Origin of the sequence: Lichenihabitans sp. Uapishka_5, from assembly GCF_033947565.1 — a bacterium.
GTDB lineage: Bacteria > Pseudomonadota > Alphaproteobacteria > Rhizobiales > Beijerinckiaceae > Lichenihabitans.
The window spans coordinates 1-16360 of sequence record NZ_JARPVX010000038.1 but is presented as its reverse complement, the minus strand read 5'-3'; the positions used below and the strand labels follow the sequence as shown (position 1 = coordinate 16360).

At 67.6% G+C, this 16360-nt stretch carries 12 protein-coding genes; 7 read left to right on the top strand and 5 right to left on the bottom strand.

Annotated elements, in window-relative coordinates:
* Positions 1–9: 9 nt before the first annotated feature.
* From ftsA to P7D22_RS13815, 6 genes are all read left to right on the top strand, one after another.
* The gene (ftsA, locus tag P7D22_RS13840) at positions 10–1296 is read left to right on the top strand and encodes a cell division protein FtsA (protein WP_319934836.1); all 1287 of its coding nucleotides are present in this window, start codon (positions 10–12) and stop codon (positions 1294–1296) included.
* A gap of 124 nt (positions 1297–1420) precedes the next feature.
* Positions 1421–3151 (top strand): cell division protein FtsZ, encoded by a 1731-nt coding sequence (ftsZ, locus tag P7D22_RS13835; protein ID WP_319934835.1) that lies wholly within the window; start codon positions 1421–1423, stop codon positions 3149–3151.
* Positions 3152–3403: 252 nt separating this feature from the next.
* Positions 3404–4348, top strand: coding sequence for a UDP-3-O-acyl-N-acetylglucosamine deacetylase (lpxC, locus tag P7D22_RS13830; protein ID WP_319934834.1), 945 nt, complete (start codon positions 3404–3406; stop codon positions 4346–4348).
* A 227-nt stretch (positions 4349–4575) separates the two neighbouring features.
* The gene (locus P7D22_RS13825; RefSeq protein ID WP_319934833.1) at positions 4576–5457 is read left to right on the top strand and encodes an outer membrane protein assembly factor BamD; all 882 of its coding nucleotides are present in this window, start codon (positions 4576–4578) and stop codon (positions 5455–5457) included.
* A 19-nt stretch (positions 5458–5476) separates the two neighbouring features.
* Positions 5477–7144 (top strand): DNA repair protein RecN, encoded by a 1668-nt coding sequence (gene recN, locus P7D22_RS13820; RefSeq protein ID WP_319934832.1) that lies wholly within the window; start codon positions 5477–5479, stop codon positions 7142–7144.
* A gap of 192 nt (positions 7145–7336) precedes the next feature.
* Complete coding sequence (locus P7D22_RS13815) at positions 7337–8275, top strand: YihY/virulence factor BrkB family protein (RefSeq protein ID WP_319934831.1); 939 nt, start codon at positions 7337–7339, stop codon at positions 8273–8275.
* 12 nt (positions 8276–8287) lie between these two features.
* On the opposite strand, the gene prfA is transcribed toward P7D22_RS13815, so the two are convergent.
* From prfA to P7D22_RS13800, 3 genes are all read right to left on the bottom strand, one after another.
* Entirely contained in the window at positions 8288–9358 is a 1071-nt protein-coding gene (gene prfA, locus P7D22_RS13810) for a peptide chain release factor 1 (protein ID WP_319934830.1), read from the bottom strand.
* A 59-nt stretch (positions 9359–9417) separates the two neighbouring features.
* Positions 9418–11685 carry a phosphoenolpyruvate--protein phosphotransferase gene (ptsP, locus tag P7D22_RS13805; protein WP_319934829.1) on the bottom strand — a complete coding sequence of 756 codons (2268 nt, stop codon included), beginning with the start codon at positions 11683–11685 and terminating at the stop codon, positions 9418–9420.
* Between the two features lie 152 nt (positions 11686–11837).
* On the bottom strand, positions 11838–13076 hold the full coding sequence (locus P7D22_RS13800; protein ID WP_319934828.1) for an aspartate kinase: 1239 nt from the start codon (positions 13074–13076) through the stop codon (positions 11838–11840).
* Positions 13077–13257: 181 nt separating this feature from the next.
* Between P7D22_RS13800 and queF the strand changes: the two genes are divergently transcribed.
* Positions 13258–13716, top strand: coding sequence for a preQ(1) synthase (gene queF / locus P7D22_RS13795; protein WP_319934827.1), 459 nt, complete (start codon positions 13258–13260; stop codon positions 13714–13716).
* Between the two features lie 7 nt (positions 13717–13723).
* Here queF and P7D22_RS13790 read toward each other — a convergent pair whose 3' ends face one another.
* Both P7D22_RS13790 and P7D22_RS13785 read right to left on the bottom strand, forming a co-directional pair.
* On the bottom strand, positions 13724–14545 hold the full coding sequence (locus P7D22_RS13790) for a VOC family protein (RefSeq protein WP_319934826.1): 822 nt from the start codon (positions 14543–14545) through the stop codon (positions 13724–13726).
* A 2-nt stretch (positions 14546–14547) separates the two neighbouring features.
* A complete protein-coding gene (locus P7D22_RS13785; protein WP_319934825.1) occupies positions 14548–16176 on the bottom strand; it encodes a CTP synthase in 1629 nt (542 codons plus the stop codon).
* Positions 16177–16360 lie beyond the last annotated feature (184 nt).

Here is a 16360-nt window from a genome sequence, read left to right as displayed (position 1 = left end):
CCTCGACGGATGCGTCCCATCTCGGCCCGCAAGAGCGCGATCCTCTGCGTGCTGGACGTCGGGTCGTCCAAGATCGTGTGCCTGATCGCCCGGCTCGCCCCCATGGAGGCGTCCGACACCCTGCGGGGCCGCACACACCGCTGCCGCATCCTGGGCATCGGCCACCAGCGCTCGCGCGGCATTAAGGGCGGCGCGGTGGTGGATATGGAGGAGGCCGAAAAGGCCATCCGGCTGGCGGTCGACGCCGCCGAGCGGATGGCGGGCGTCGAGGTGTCGAGCGTGGTGGTCAACTCCACCGGCGGCCGGCTGTCGTCGCAACACTACCAAGCCAAGATCAATGTCGGCGGCAAGGCCGTCAGCGACTATGACGTCGGTCGCGTGCTCGAAGCGGCCTCGGCCACCACGGCCCGCCAGGGCCGCGCCGTGCTGCATTCGCTGCCGACCGGCTTCTCGCTCGACCAGACCCGCGGTGTCCGCGACCCGAAGGGCATGATCGGCGACGAGCTCGGCTCCGACATGCACGTGATCGGCTGCGACGCCGCCGCGGTGCGCAACCTGATGCTCGCCATCGAGCGCTGCCACCTCAGCATCGACGCCATCGTGGCGACGCCCTATGCGGGCGGCCTGTCGGCGCTGGTCGACGATGAAGCCGAGATCGGCGCCACGCTGGTCGACATGGGCGGCGGCACCACCTCGACGGGCGTCTTCGAGGGCGGTAATCTCACCCACGTCGATGCCTTCGCGGTCGGCGGCAACCATGTGACGCTCGACATCGCCCGCGGGCTGACGACCCGCATGAGCGACGCCGAGCGGCTGAAGACGCTGCACGGCACGGCGCTGTCGTCGACCTCCGACGAACGCGAGATCATCTCGGTCACTCAGGTGGGCGAGGATGCCGACCACGCCAACCACGTGCCGAAATCCCACCTCGTGCGCATCATCAAGCCGCGCATCGAGGAGATCCTCGAGATGGTGCGCGATCGGCTGCAATCGGCCGGCTATGCCACCCAGGGGCGACGCGTCATCCTCACAGGCGGCGCCGCGCAGCTGACGGGCGTCGCAGAGGCGGCCCGGCGCATCATCTCGCCCCACGTGCGGATCGGTCGGCCGCTCGGCATCCAGGGCCTGCCGGAATCGGCCAAGAATCCGGCCTTCTCGGCCGCGGTCGGTTTGATGATCTACCCGCAATTCGCCGGCGTCGAACACTTCGAGCCGCGCAGCCAGCAGATGCAGCAAGCCACCGGCACGGACGGCTACATGGGTCGCGTCGGCCGCTGGCTGAAGGATAATTTTTAAACGCCGACGTGCCAATCCGGCACAGGCTCAACACATCGTTAACCACCCGCGGTGCTTCATAGGCCTACGGGGAATCGAAGATGGCCAGGGCGGACTGGCCGGCGAGATCGCGAAGAGGCCGAGGATGAGCATTAACCTTAAGGTTCCAGGTCTGCGGGAGCTCAAGCCCCGCATCATGGTCTGCGGCGTCGGCGGCGCGGGCGGCAACGCGGTCAACAACATGATCGTGTCGGGCCTCGTCGGCGTCGACTTCATCGTGGCCAACACGGATGCGCAGGCGCTGACGTCGTCGCGCGCCGAACGCATCATCCAGATGGGCCTGCAGGTGACCGAGGGGCTCGGCGCCGGATCGCAGCCCGAGGTCGGCCGCGCCGCCGCGGAAGAGGCCATCGAGGAGATCCGCGACCATCTCGCCGGCGCCCACATGTGCTTCGTCACCGCCGGCATGGGCGGCGGCACGGGCACCGGGGCCGCCCCGGTCATCGCCCGCACGGCGCGCGACATGGGCATCCTGACGGTCGGCGTCGTCACCAAGCCCTTCCAGTTCGAGGGGCAGCGCCGCATGCGGGTGGCGGAAGCCGGCATCAACGAGCTGCAGAAGGCCGTCGACACCCTCATCGTCATCCCGAACCAGAACCTGTTCCGCGTCGCCAATGAGAAGACCACCTTCGCGGACGCCTTCTCGATGGCCGACCAGGTGCTGTATTCGGGCGTCGCCTGCATCACCGACCTGATGGTCAAGGAAGGCCTCATCAACCTCGATTTTGCCGACGTCCGCGCCATCATGCGCGAGATGGGCAAGGCCATGATGGGCACCGGCGAAGCCACGGGCGACAAGCGCGCCATCATGGCGGCCGAGGCGGCCATCGCCAACCCGCTGCTCGACGAAGTGTCGATGAAGGGCGCACGCGGCCTGCTGATCTCCATCACGGGCGGCAACGACCTGACGCTCTACGAGGTCGACGAGGCCGCGAGCCGCATCCGCCAGGAAGTCGACGACGAAGCCAACATCATCCTCGGCGCCACCTTCGAGCCGAGCCTCGATGGCCTGGTGCGGGTGTCGGTGGTGGCCACCGGCATCGACCAGCCGCTGGCCGGCAAGGACGGCAACCTCACGGAAGCCCGCATCGCCGAAGTGGCGTCGCGGCTTCGGGCCCAGACGTCCCGTCACGCCGAGCTGCCGGCGCCGTCCGCGCCGGTTCATCAGATGGAGCCGGTCGCCTACCAGGAGCCCGCCCCGATGCCGGCCCAGGCCCCTGCCCCGCAGCAGCACTACGCTTTGTCGGCGCCCCCGCAGCACTATGCGCCGCCCCACATGCCGGCCGACGTCGAGATCCACGCCGTGCCGCCGAAGCCGGTGCATTATGCTCCCGCGGCGCCTGCACCGACCCGCGTCGAGCACATGGAAAGCGGCCCCTTCGTGCCGCCGATGCCCACCATGCCGCAGCGCGGTCCCCGCATGCCGCAGGTCGAGGATCTGCCGCTGCCGGTGCAGAACCAGATCCGCTCGCATCGCGGCGAGTTACAGGCCGACCAGAGCCCAGCCGAGTCGAAGCGCCGTACGCTGCTCGAGCGCCTCGCCTCATTCGGCATGAGCCGTCAGGACGAGGTGGCGGGCAAAGCCATCCCGGCGACCGGACGCCCGACCGCCCCGGCCCAGCTCGGCGCACCGACCTACGGCAATCATCAGGCGCCTCCGGCCCAAGCCCATGCGGATTATGCCAAGCGCCCGCAACAAGCACCGGTCGCCCGCCATGTGGCGCCCGATCAGCACGGACGTCCGGCTCCGGCCACGCGCCATGTGGACGACGATCAATTGGAAATCCCGGCGTTCCTGCGCCGCCAATCCAACTGACGCAAACACGTCACACACTTAGACTCTCGAACGCCCGCGTCATGCGGGCGTTTTTCTTTATTGACAATTCATTTACGGCAACACGGCCGCAACAATACGTCCCGTTATCTGTAACAGCGCGTAAAAAACCGTGATTTGGCCTTGCCTGCCCCCCGCGGTAGTTTGCTGTTGCTGAATGTGGCGTTGTCGCCGGCACGATCCGAACCTCCGCGGGAGGGATCCGGCACCGAGCGGCAAACGGAGTGGTACGGAATGAAACTGGGACGGCAAACAACTCTCAAGAAGAGCGTCACCGTTTCCGGCCAGGGCGTCCATTCCAACGCTCCCGTCTCCATCACCTTCAATCCGGCGCCGGCCCATTCCGGCATCAGCTTCATCCGCACCAACCTGCCGAACGGCGCCGAGCGCACCATCGAGGCGAAGTGGAGCCGGGTTTCGACCACCGAGCTCTGCACCGTGCTGGGCGACCCGTCGCGCGGCGCCGTTTCAACCGTCGAGCACCTGATGGCCGCCCTGATGGGCCTCGGTATCGACAATCTGTCGATCGAGATCGACGGGCCGGAAGTGCCGATCATGGACGGCTCGGCCTCGGCCTTCGTGGCCGCCATCGACTGGGCCGGGATCAAGACCCTGTCGGCGTCGCGTCGCTATATCAAGATTCTGAAGCCGGTCCGCGTCGAGCATGGCCGCTCCTTTTCGGAGCTGCGGCCGGCCGCCTCCGGCTTCCACATGGATGTCGCCATCGATTTCCCCGTGCCGGTGATCGGCGCCCAGAGCAAGGCCATGGAGCTGACGCCGGCGCGCTTCCGCCGCGAAATCTCGCGGGCCCGCACCTTCGGCATGCTGCGCGACGTCGAGAAGCTGTGGAAGCTCGGTTTCGCCCTCGGCTCCTCGCTGGAGAACTCCATCGCGGTCGACGACAACCGCATCCTGAACCCGGAAGGTCTGCGGTCGGCCGACGAGTTCGTGTGCCACAAGATGCTCGATGCGGTGGGCGACCTCGCCCTCGCGGGTGCCCCCATCGTCGGCACCTACCGGGCCTTCTGCCCCGGCCACAAGATGAACTTCCTGGTCCTCCAGGCAATGTTCGCCGACCGTTCGTCCTTCGAATATGTCGAGGCGCCGGCCCGCGCAGAGCCGCTGTTTGCGGATTTCGGCCGTTCACCGATGCCGGCCTTTGCGGTCGAGGCGAGCTGAGCAACTCCAACGCTTTGATGACAAGGCCCGGCCGTTGCGCCGGGCCTTCAGTGTCTTCAGGGCCACGCGGCCACGGTTTGTGGTACCATCCCCCGCATTAAGGCTTCTGAAACCCTGATGCGCGCAGGTTTGACACAATTGTTTGGCCTCTGGGCCCGGATGTCCGCCGGAGCGCCGATCGGTTCCGCGCGGTCCCCCCAATCGAACCGGCAGGTTGTTGTAGAGGCATGAGCGGACAAACGAGCTTTCGGTGGCGGTCGCGGATCGCGCTGCGCGTGATCTGCCTGGGTGCGACCGCCCTTCCCCTTGCGGCCTGCTCGACCTTCGAAGGCCTGAACCCGTTCAGCGGCGAGAAATACGAAACCAAGATCCTGCCGGACGTGCCGGCCGACGACATCTACAACCAGGGTATCGCTCGCACCCAAGCGCATGACACCGAAGGGGCGGTGAAGAAGTTCGGCCAGCTCGAAAAGGACTTCGCCTATTCGGACTACGCCCGCCGCGGCCTGCTGATGCAGACCTACGCTCAATATAATGGCGGCAACTACGACGACGCCGTCGAGTCGGGCGCCCGCTACGTCAAGCTCTATCCGAACACGCCCGACACGCCCTATGCGCTCTACCTGCAGGCGATGTCGCAATATAGCCAGGTTCCCGACATTTCGCGCGACCAGGGCCAATCCGCAAAGGCGCTCGAATTGTTCGAGCAGATCGTCCAGAAATACCCGAATTCCGAATACGCCAACGACGCGAAATTCAAGATCCAGGTGGCGCGCGACCAGCTGGCCGGCAAGGAAATGTCGATCGGCCGATTCTACCTGGCCCGTAAGAACTACACCGCCGCCATCAACCGGTTCCGCGAGGTGCTGGCCAAATACCAGACCACACGCCACACCGAAGAAGCTTTGATGCGGTTGACGGAAGCCTATATGGGTCTCGGGATCACCGACGAGGCCCAGACCGCAGCCGCGATCCTCGGTCACAACTTTCCGGACAGCGAGTGGTACAAAGACTCCTACGCGCTGCTGAAGGACAACGGCCTGGAACCGCACGAGAACCAGGGTTCCTGGATCTCGCAGGCTTTCCACAAGATCGGTCTGTCCGGCTGATCGTTCCCGGGCAAGCGCCATGCTGGCCCAGCTGACCATTCGCGACATCGTCCTGATCGACCGGCTCGATCTGAAGTTCGAGCCGGGCATGACGGTGCTGACCGGCGAAACCGGCGCCGGCAAGTCGATCCTGCTCGACTCGCTGACCCTGGCGCTCGGCGGGCGCGGTGACGGCGGCCTCGTGCGGCACAACGAGAAACAGGGTCAGGTGACGGCGGTGTTCGACCTGCCGCCTGGCCACCCTGTTTGGGGCGTGGCGCACGACCTCGGGCTCGAGCCGGAAGGCGCCCTGATTCTGCGCCGGGTGCAATCGGCCGACGGGCGCACGCGCTGCTATGTCAATGATGCGCCCGTCAGCGCCCAGGCGCTGCGCGACATCGGGGCCACGCTGGTCGAGATCCACGGTCAATACGACAACCGCGCCCTGGTGGACCCGGCCGCGCACCGCTCCCTGTTGGACGCGTTCGGCGGCCTGACCGAGGACGCCGAGGCGACGCGCGCCGCTCACGCGGCCTATCGTCGGGCGGTGTCGGACTGCGATGCCCAGAAGGCCGCCAGCGCCAAGGCCGCCGCCGAAGCCGATTACCTGCGCCATGCCTGCGAGGAACTGGAGGCACTGGCGCCCGAGCCTGGGGAGGAAGCATCCCTGGCGGAGCGCCGGACCGTGATGCAGCAGTCCGGCAAAGTGGCGGGCGACCTGCGGGATGCCTTCGACAGCGTCGCCGGCGACGGATCGCCCCTGACGACCCTGTCGTCCGCCATGCGGCGGCTGGAACGTCGCGCCAGCCAGGCGCCGAACCTGATCGATCCGGGCATCAAGGCGCTGGATGCCGTGCTGTTGGCGCTCGACGGCGCTGCGGCGGCGCTCGAGCAGGCGCTGCGGGACGCGGATTTCGACCCGCGCGAGCTGGAGCAGGTGGAGGAGCGGCTCTTCGGCCTGCGCGCTGCTGCCCGCAAGTTCCAGGTCGATCCGGACGCCCTCTCGGCCCTTGCGGCTAAGTTCGAGGATGAGCTCGGTGATCTCGATGCCGGTGAGGCGCGGCTCGCGGGGCTCGAAGCTGACGTGATCCGCCTGAAGCAGAGCTATGACGCCGTGGCGGCACGTCTGTCGGCGGGACGTCACGCGACCGCGGCGACGCTCGACACGGCCGTCGAGGCGGAACTCGGGCCCCTGAAGCTCGACAAGGCACGCTTCCACACCCAGGTCGAGCCGCTGCCCGAGGGCGGTCCCGATGGCATCGACCGCGTCGAGTTCTGGGTCTCCACCAACCCGGGCAGCCGCCCCGGGCCGCTGACCAAGGTGGCGTCGGGCGGCGAACTGGCGCGCTTCATGCTGGCCCTCAAGGTGGTGCTGGCCGATCGCGGTTCGGCACCGACCCTTGTGTTCGACGAGATCGACACGGGCGTCGGTGGTGCCGTGGCGGATGCCATCGGCCAGCGGCTCGCGCGATTGGCCGAACGGGTGCAGGTGCTCACCGTCACCCATGCGCCGCAGGTGGCGGCCCGCTCGGCCGGTCACCTTAAGATCAGCAAGGGTGGCCTGCAGGGAGACGACAAGGTCGTCACCCGCGTGGCGCCGCTCGAAGGCGAAGCGCGCCACGAGGAGATCGCCCGCATGCTGGCGGGGGCCACGGTGACGGAGGAAGCCCGGGCGGCGGCGCGGCGACTGCTGCAAGTCGCCGGGTAAAGGGGCCGGGGCCGCATCAACGTGGCCCCAGTACAGCGTGGCGTCGAGCAAGGGCGTCTGCATCGCCAATAGGACAGCCGTTACGGCGCGAGACACATCTGGAGCCGTGTCGCGGACACACGGGGTCTCGACGCCATGACTCCGACACGCCATCTTGCTTAAAGGCGTGCCGTCGTAGCAGAAAGCTCACCCGTGGATCCGTCGCCGCATCGCTCGAAACCGGAGAAGGTGCTGCGCATCGGCGTTCGCATCGTCTGGGACGTGATCTGGCGGTTCAGCGCCGATGACGGCTGGGCCATCGCCAGCCATATCGCGCTGACGACGCTGACATCGTTGTTCCCCTTCCTGATCTTCATGACGGCGCTGGCGGGCTTGCTCGGCTCCGCCCAACTGGCCGAACAGGCCGCCACCTTGTTGTTCGACGTGTGGCCCGCACAGGTGGCGGCCCCGATCGCAGCCGAGATCCACAACGTGCTCACCGTGCCGCGCAGCGGCATCGTGGGGGTTGGCGCCGTGTTGGCGGTGTATTTCTCGTCGAGCGGCGTCGAAGCGTTCCGGGTCGGTCTCAATCGCGCCTACGGAGTGCGCGAAAAACGGCCCTGGTGGTTGACCCGGCTCGAGTCGATCGTGGTGGTGCTGCTCGGGGCCGTCGCATCGCTGATGCTGGCTTTTCTGGTGGTGTTGGCGCCGCTGCTGTGGTCCGCCGTTCTGGCCGCGGTTCCGGGGCTCGGCGCGGTCGAAGGGCTGGTGACGGCGGCCCGCTACGGGCTCGTCACCCTGACGCTGACGATCGCCTTGCTGGTGGCCCACAAGTGGCTGCCGGCCGAACGACGGACGGTGCTGCAGATCCTACCCGGCATCGCGCTCACCTTCGTGGCGTCGCTGTTGTTCAGCATGGCCTTCGGCCGCTACCTGCAGCATTTCGCCCGCAACTACGCGTCCACCTATGGCGGCCTCGCTTCCGTAATGATCGCGCTCGTATTTCTTTACACGATGGCCACCATCTTCGTGATCGGCGGAGAGCTGAATGCCGCCTTGATCCGCTGGAAACGGGCCAGGGCGGATGCACGGGCCTCGGAAGGCAGCAACGTCACGCGCCTGCCGCCGCGGTCCCGCCTGCCCCGCGGGTGAGAGGGCCGCGCCTCAGCCCTGCGCGGCCAGCTGCGACGCCTGGTGCTCAGTCGTCAACGCGTCCACGACCTCGTCGAGCGCCTCGCCGGTCATCACCTTGTCGAGCTTGTAGAGCGTCAGGTTGATGCGGTGGTCGGTCATCCGGCCTTGCGGGAAATTATAGGTGCGGATGCGTTCCGACCGGTCGCCCGAGCCGACCTGCGACTTGCGGTCGGCGGCCCGCTCGTTGTCGAGTTTCTGGCGCTGCTCGTCGAAGATGCGGGAGCGCAGCACCGCCATGGCCTTGTGCCGATTGCGATGCTGGGAGCGTTCTTCCTGCATGAACACCACGATGCCGGTCGGCAGGTGGGTCAGCCGGATCGCCGATTCGGTCTTGTTGACGTGCTGGCCGCCGGCGCCCTGCGCCCGCATGGTGTCGATCTTGAGGTCCGCTTCGTTGATGTCGACGTCGACCTCCTCGGCTTCGGGCAGCACCGCCACCGTGGCGGCCGAGGTGTGGATGCGCCCCTGCGTTTCCGTGTCGGGCACCCGCTGCACGCGGTGCACGCCCGATTCGAACTTCAGCTTGGCGAACACCCCGCGCCCGATTACCGAGGCCACCACCTCCTTGAAGCCGCCCATCGTGCCTTCGGTGGCCGACAGCAGCTCCACCTTCCACCCGTGCAACTCGGCATAGCGCCCATACATGCGGAACAGGTCTCCGGCGAACAGCGCTGCCTCGTCGCCGCCCGTGCCGGCGCGCAACTCCAGAATGGCGCTCTTCTCGTCGGCGGCGTCCTTGGGCAGCAATGCCACCCGGATGGTCTGTTCGAGCCCGGTCAGGCGCTCTGTCGCGGCGTCGCGTTCCTCGCCGGCCAGGGCCAGCATCTCGGCGTCGAGGCTCGGGTCGGCCAGCATGGCCTCGAGGCCGACAAGCTCGGCCGCCGCCGCCCGAAACGCCTGAATAGCCGTCACGACGGCATCCGTTTCGGCCAGCTCGCGCGACAAGGCCACGAAGGTAGGGCCGTCGGCGCCTTCGCTCAAACGGGCCGAAACCTCCTCGTGGCGGCGCAGGATCAGATCGAGCTTGTCGTGGGGCAGCATGAAACAGTCTTGGTGAGCGGAGGAGCGCCGAGGACGGAGGCCGAACGCGTGATAAGGCGCTACAAGGGGATACCGCGCTCCTCGGCGAAGCCGCGCAGCTTGTCGCGGATCGCGCCGCCGCGATCGCGGCCGTCGAGCAGCGGTGCCATGAAGGCCGAAACCTCCGCAACGTCGGTGGCCAGCAGCAGCGCCTTGATGGGCCCGATCGAGGACGGCGCCATCGACAGCCCGCGATAGCCGATGGCGATCAGCGCCAGCGCCTCGAGCGGCTTGCCGCCCATCTCGCCGCACAGGGTCACGGGCTTGTTCTGGGCAATGCCGGCCTGCGCGACGGCGGCCAGGGCCCGCAGCATCGGCACCGACAGAAGATCGAAGCGCCCCGATACCCGCTTGTTGTCGCGGTCGGCCGCGAAGATGTATTGCGCGAGGTCGTTCGAGCCGACCGACAGGAAATCGGCCGCCGCCACGATCTCGTCGAGCTGCCACAACAGCGACGGCACCTCCACCATGACGCCGAGCTTCAGGTCGCTCGGGCCTTCGTGGCCGTGCCGCTGCAGCCAGGCGGCCTCATGCAGCGCGATGGCCCTGGCCTCGTCGAACTCGGCCAAGGTGGCCACCATGGGAAACATGATGCGCAACTCGCGCCCGGCGCCGGCCCGCAGCATGGCGCGCAACTGCGAGCGCAGCAGCGCCGGCCGGTCGAGGCCGATGCGGATCGCCCGCCAGCCCAGCGCGGGGTTCTCCTCCTCGAGGCGCGGCATGTAGGGCAGGATCTTGTCGCCGCCGATGTCGAGCGTCCGGAACGTCACCGGCCGATCCGGCACGGCGTCGAGCACGCTCTTGTAGAGCGCATATTGCTGGGTGGCACGCGGGAAGCGCGACGCCACCATGAACAGGAGCTCGGTGCGGAACAGGCCGATCGAGGCAGCATTGGTTTCGGTCACGTGTGGCAGGTCGAGCAACACGCCGGCGTTCATGTGCAGATCGACCGCCACCCCGTCGCGCGACCGGCTCGGCAGGTCGCGCAAGGTGCGGTATTGCTCCTGGCGACGCGCCCTGAGCCGCGCCTTCTCGGCATAAGCGGCCTCGACCTCGACGGTCGGCCGGATCTGCACCTCGCCGGTGCCGCCATCGACGATGATGGCGTCGCCCGGCTCGACGAGGCTCGTCACATTGGCGACGTCGCCCACCACCGGCACGCCGAGCGCCCGAGCCACGATGGCGACATGGCTGGTCAACCCGCCATCCTCGAGCACGAGGCCGCGCAGGCGGTGGCGGTCGTAGTCCAGCAATGCCGCCGGCCCCATGCTGCGGGCCACCAGAACGGCATTGTCCGGCATCGAATCGTGGCTGGCCACCAGCTCCTGGCCGGTCAGTTGGTGCAGCAGGCGGTTGGCGAGGTCGTCGAGGTCGTGCAGGCGCTCGCGCAGGTAGGGGTCGGTCTGCCGGTGCAGCTTGGCCCGGGTGTCGCTCTGCACGCGCTCGACCGCCGCCTCGGCGGTCAGGCCCGTCATCACGGCCTCGCGCAGCCGGCGCAGCCAGCCCCGGTCATGCGCGAACATGCGAACGGTCTGCAACACCTCGCGGTGCTCGCCCGGGCCGACCTGCTCGCCGCGGTCGACCAGCCGGTCGATGGCGTCACGCAACGCCTGGACGGCCTCGTCGAGCCGCTCGACCTCCTTGTCGACGTTCTCGGCCACGAGCTTGCGCACGATCACGCGCGGCTCATGCAGCACGACGTGGCCGAGGCCGACGCCTTCGGCCACCGACACACCGCGCAACGCATGGGACTGGTTGAGAACCGTGTCGGATCCCGGCGGCAGGATCGACTGCAGTTCGCCGCTGGCGATCATCTCGGCCAGCAGCATGGCGGTGGTCTGAAGGACCTCGATCTCTTCTTCGGAATAAATCCGCCGGGCCTTGTTCTGCACCACCAGCACGCCGAGCGTGTTGCCGCCCCGCAGGATCGGCACGCCGCAGAAGCTTTGATAGGCCTCCTCGCCGGTTTCGGGCCGGTACGAGAAGGCAGGATGGCCCTGGGCGTCCGAGAGCGCCAGCGGCTCGGCCTTGGCGGCGATGAGGCCGACCAGCCCCTCGTCGACCCGCATCGTGGTCAGATGCACGGCCTCGCGCTTCAGACCTTCGGTGGCATAGAGCTCGAGCCGGCTGTCGGCATGCAGCACGTAAACGGAGCACACCTCCGCCACCATGTTGAAGGCGATCTGCACCACGATGTCGTCGAGGCGCGCCTGCGCTGAGACCGGCTTCGCCATGACCTCGCGAAGCCGGCGCAGCAGCAATCGCGGCCCGCCCAAGGAGCCTCGCATCGGCCCTCCACCCCCTCAAGGCCGGCTGCAGCGCGCCGCCGGTCGATCGCGCCGCCGTGGTCGGCCGCGCAATGTTTCGGGCAAGCTATAGCGAGGCGATCATCCCAACCGCAAGGAGAAGATCGCGCTGCCCCCCGGCTTCCCCGTGTCGCTCACGCCGCGTGATCGAGCCCGAACAGACTGTGCAGGGTGCGGACCGCCAGTTCGGTGTAGGCCGCATCGATCAGCACCGAGAATTTGATCTCCGAGGTGGTGATGGCCCGGATGTTGATGCCCTTCTCGGACAGGCCCTTGAAGGCGCGCGCCGCCACGCCGGCATGGCTGCGCATGCCGATGCCGATAGCCGACACCTTCACCACGTCCGTGTTGCCCTGGATGGTGGCGAAGCCGATCGACTCGCGGGCCTTTTCGATGATGGCCCGGGCGCGCTCGTAGTCGGCAGCCGGGACCGTAAAGGTGAGGTCGGTCGTGGTGGTGTCGTCCGACACCACCTGGATGATCATGTCGACGTTGATGTTGGCTTCGGCCAGCGGCACGAAGATCGCGGCCGCGATGCCGGGCTTGTCGGCGACGCGACGAAGGGTGAGCTGCGCTTCGTCCTTCGAGAAAGCGATGCCGGTGACGACGTGATGTTCCATGATGTCCTCTTCGGCGCAGATCAGGGTGCCGGCTGAAGGGTTGGCGGGGTCCTCGAAGGACGAGCGGACGAAGGTCTTGACGTTGTGGTTCATGGCGAGCTCGACCGAGCGCACCTGCAGCACCTTGGCGCCGAGCGACGCCATCTCAAGCATCTCCTCGAAGGCAATGCGGTCGAGGCGGCGCGCCTTGGGCACGACGCGGGGGTCGGTCGTGTAGACGCCGTCGACGTCGGTATAGATGTCGCAGCGTTCCGCCCCGAGCGCGGCCGCCAGCGCCACGGCGCTGGTGTCCGAGCCGCCGCGGCCGAGCGTGGTGATGCGGCCGCTGTCCTTGTGCAGGCCCTGGAAGCCCGCCACGACCGCCACCTCGCCGGAGGTGAAGCCGTTCAAGATTGCGGTGCCGTCGATCGCCTGAATGCGGGCCGAGCCGTGAGCGTCGGAGGTGTGGATCGGCACCTGCCATCCCTGCCAGGAGCGCGCCGGGATGCCGAGCTGCTGCAACACGATCGCCATCAGGCCGGCTGTCACCAGCTCGCCCGAGGCCACCACGGCATCATATTCGCGCGCGTCGTGCAGCGGGGCCGCCTCGCCGCACCAGCCGACCAGCTCATTGGTCTTGCCCGACATGGCCGACACCACGACCGCGACATGATGGCCGGCGTCGATCTCGCGTTTGACGTGGAGGGCCGAACGGCGGATGCGGTCGAGGTTCGCGACCGACGTGCCTCCGAATTTCAGAACAAGACGCGCCATGATGCTCGTGTGCGGCGGGAACAAAACAACCGGATGCCGGGCTGCCGCGCCGCCCGGTCCGAAACGGCCGCCATCAATAGGGCCTCGTCCGAGGGTGTCAATGCAGGCTACGCTTCCGCTTGCCCCCTGGCGACACGCCCGCTAGGGGAACCGCAACCTCCCGCCCCCTTGCCGTGCGACCATGACAGACCTGTCCCACCTGACCCAGCTCGGCCGCGACGTGCCGAACCCGCAGCGGCCGGAAGATGCCCGGCTCGAGCGGGTGCCGAACCCGCAGCCCGGCACCGCCTATCTGGTGCGCTTCACGGCACCGGAATTCACCTCGCTCTGCCCGATGACGGCACAGCCGGATTTTGCCCATCTGGTGATCGACTACGTGCCGGGCGACTGGCTGGTCGAATCGAAATCGCTGAAGCTTTACCTCACGTCGTTCCGCAACCACGGTGCCTTCCACGAGGATTGCACGGTCCGCATCGGCAAGGACATCGTCAGCCTGTTGGCGCCACGCTGGCTGCGCATCGGCGGCTATTGGTATCCGCGCGGCGGCATTCCGATCGACGTGTTCTGGCAGACCGAGAAGCCGCCAGAAGACCTATGGCTGCCCGACCAGGGCGTGCCGACCTATCGCGGTCGCGGCTGAGCGGCGCTCAACCCGACTGAACAAAGGCGAGGTCGCGGTCCGAGGACGCGGCCGTGCCGCACACAAGCCCGGCCCCATCGGATCGGCATGGGATGCCTGCGGCGTCTGCGAGGCGCTCTACCGCCGAAAGGTCGGCCACCGCAAACGCAACTTCGGTAATCATGGCCGGCGGCGCCCCAGGGGCGAGCATCAAGCGGCTGCCATCCGCGAGCCGGACATCCCCAGCCCCCTCATCGGCCTGCGCGAAACGACGGAGCGCCTGAGCGCCGACATCAGCAGGCTTGAGCCCGCCGACCGTGATGGATGCGATCCCGCGTGCCCCGTTGGCATGGCGTTGCGCGGCGGGGCTCCAAAAGTTCTCCGGCCGGTGCTGTTGGCACAGGAAGGCGCCTATCGCCGGGAGGCCGGGTAGAACCGCAAAGGCGATCGTAAAAGCGACGGTCTTGTCGGCGCCATCCGGCCCTTGTGCCGAGCGGCTGAAGGGCAGCAGGCGTCCATGGCCCAGCCCCTTGGCAGCAAGCCGGCGAGCATCCGCCTCGGCGTCCTGGCTGCGCAGCACCAGCATGGCCGGCCCGGGGCCCCGCTGGTCGAGGAAGCGCGCGCAAAAGCCTGCGAAAGGTTCGGCAGCAGCTTCGGGACCGGTCGGCTCATAATCATCCGCGAAGCCCAGCAGCTCCACGAAGGTGCCGTCGAACTGGACGATGCGGTTAAGGGTCCCCCAAGGATGGCGGTTCTGCCGCCCGACCGTGAAGCCGAGCGATTGAAAGACCGCCGCCAGCCCGTCGAGATCGCGGGTCGGCCACACGATGTGGTCGAGAGCCCGCGGCATCGTCACACGAGCCGCGACCGGTCGCGCGCGGCCGCGATGAAGCTCGCGAAAAGCGGATGCGGCGCGAAGGGACGCGACTTCAGCTCGGGATGGTATTGCACGCCGATGAACCAGGGATGGTCGGCCAGCTCCACCGTTTCGGGCAACAGGCCGTCGGGCGACAGGCCGGCGAACACCATGCCTTTCGCCTCGAGCTGCTCCCGGAAATGCATGTTGACCTCGTAGCGGTGGCGATGCCGTTCCGAGATGTCCGTGGTGCCGTAGATTTCGGCGATCTTCGAGCCTGGCTTGAGGCTCGCCTTGAAGGCGCCGAGCCGCATGGTGCCGCCGAGGTCGCCGTCGGCCGCCCGCATTTCGAGCTCGTTGCCGCGCATCCATTCGGTCATCAGGCCGACCACGGGCTGGTCGCAGGGACCGAACTCGGTCGAATTGGCGTCCGGCACTCCACCAAGCGAGCGCGCCGCCTCGATCACGGCCATCTGCATGCCGAAGCAGATGCCGAAATAAGGCACCTTGCGCTCGCGTGCGAAGGTGGCGGCCTTGATCTTGCCCTCGGCGCCGCGCTGGCCGAAGCCGCCCGGCACCAGGATGCCGTTGACGTGCTCGAGATGGCTGGCCGGATCGGCGCCCTCGAACACCTCCGACTCGATCCAATCGAGCTTCACCGTCACCTTGTTGGCGATGCCGCCGTGGGTGAGGGCCTCGATCAGCGACTTATAGGCATCCTTCATGCCGGTGTACTTGCCCACCACCGCGATGGTGACCTCGCCCTCGGGGTTCTCCAACCGCTCCGTCACCCCGGCCCAGCGGCTGAGATTGGGCTTCGGCGCCGGCTCGATGCCGAAGGCGGCCAGCACGGCGCGGTCGAGCCCGGCCGCATGGTAGGCGCGCGGCACGTCGTAGATCGACGACACGTCGCGCGCCTCGATCACCGAATCCTCGCGCACGTTGCAGAACAGGCCCATCTTGCGCCGTTCTTCGCGCGGGATCGGACGGTCGGTGCGGCACAGGAGGATGTCGGGCTGGATGCCGATCGAGCGCAGTTCCTTGACGGAATGCTGGGTCGGCTTGGTCTTCAACTCGCCGGCCGAAGGGATGTAGGGCAACAGCGTCAGGTGGATATAGACGCAATGGCCGCGCGGCAGGTCGTTGCCAAGCTGGCGGATGGCCTCGAAGAACGGCAGGCCCTCGATGTCGCCCACCGTGCCGCCGATCTCCACCAGCACGAAGTCGACGCCGTCGTTGCCCTCAAGCACGAATTCCTTGATGGCGTTGGTGACGTGCGGGATCACCTGCACGGTGCCGCCGAGATAATCGCCGCGGCGCTCCTTGGCGATGATTTCCTGGTAGATGCGGCCCGTGGTGATGTTGTCGGCCTTGGAGGCCGAGCGTCCCGTAAAGCGTTCGTAATGACCGAGGTCGAGGTCGGTTTCGGCCCCGTCGTCGGTGACGAAGACCTCGCCGTGCTGATAGGGGCTCATCGTCCCCGGATCGACGTTGATATAGGGGTCGAGCTTGCGCAGCCGGACCGTGTAGCCGCGTGCCTGAAGCAACGCCCCGAGTGCCGCCGCGGCCAACCCCTTGCCCAGGGAAGAAACCACGCCGCCGGTGATGAAGATGTACCGCGCCATGGGGTCTCACGCTTACCGACAAAGATGAAGAAAAGCGAGCGCCATGGGCGCTCGCCGACACGTATTCAGGAATGAATCGAGAGGTCCTGACCGGGACCGCGGCGTCCCGAGCCGGGACGCGCCGTCACTGCGACTTCGGCGGCTCGGGTGCGGCGGGGGTCGCGGGCACGGCGGGCGCCGAGGG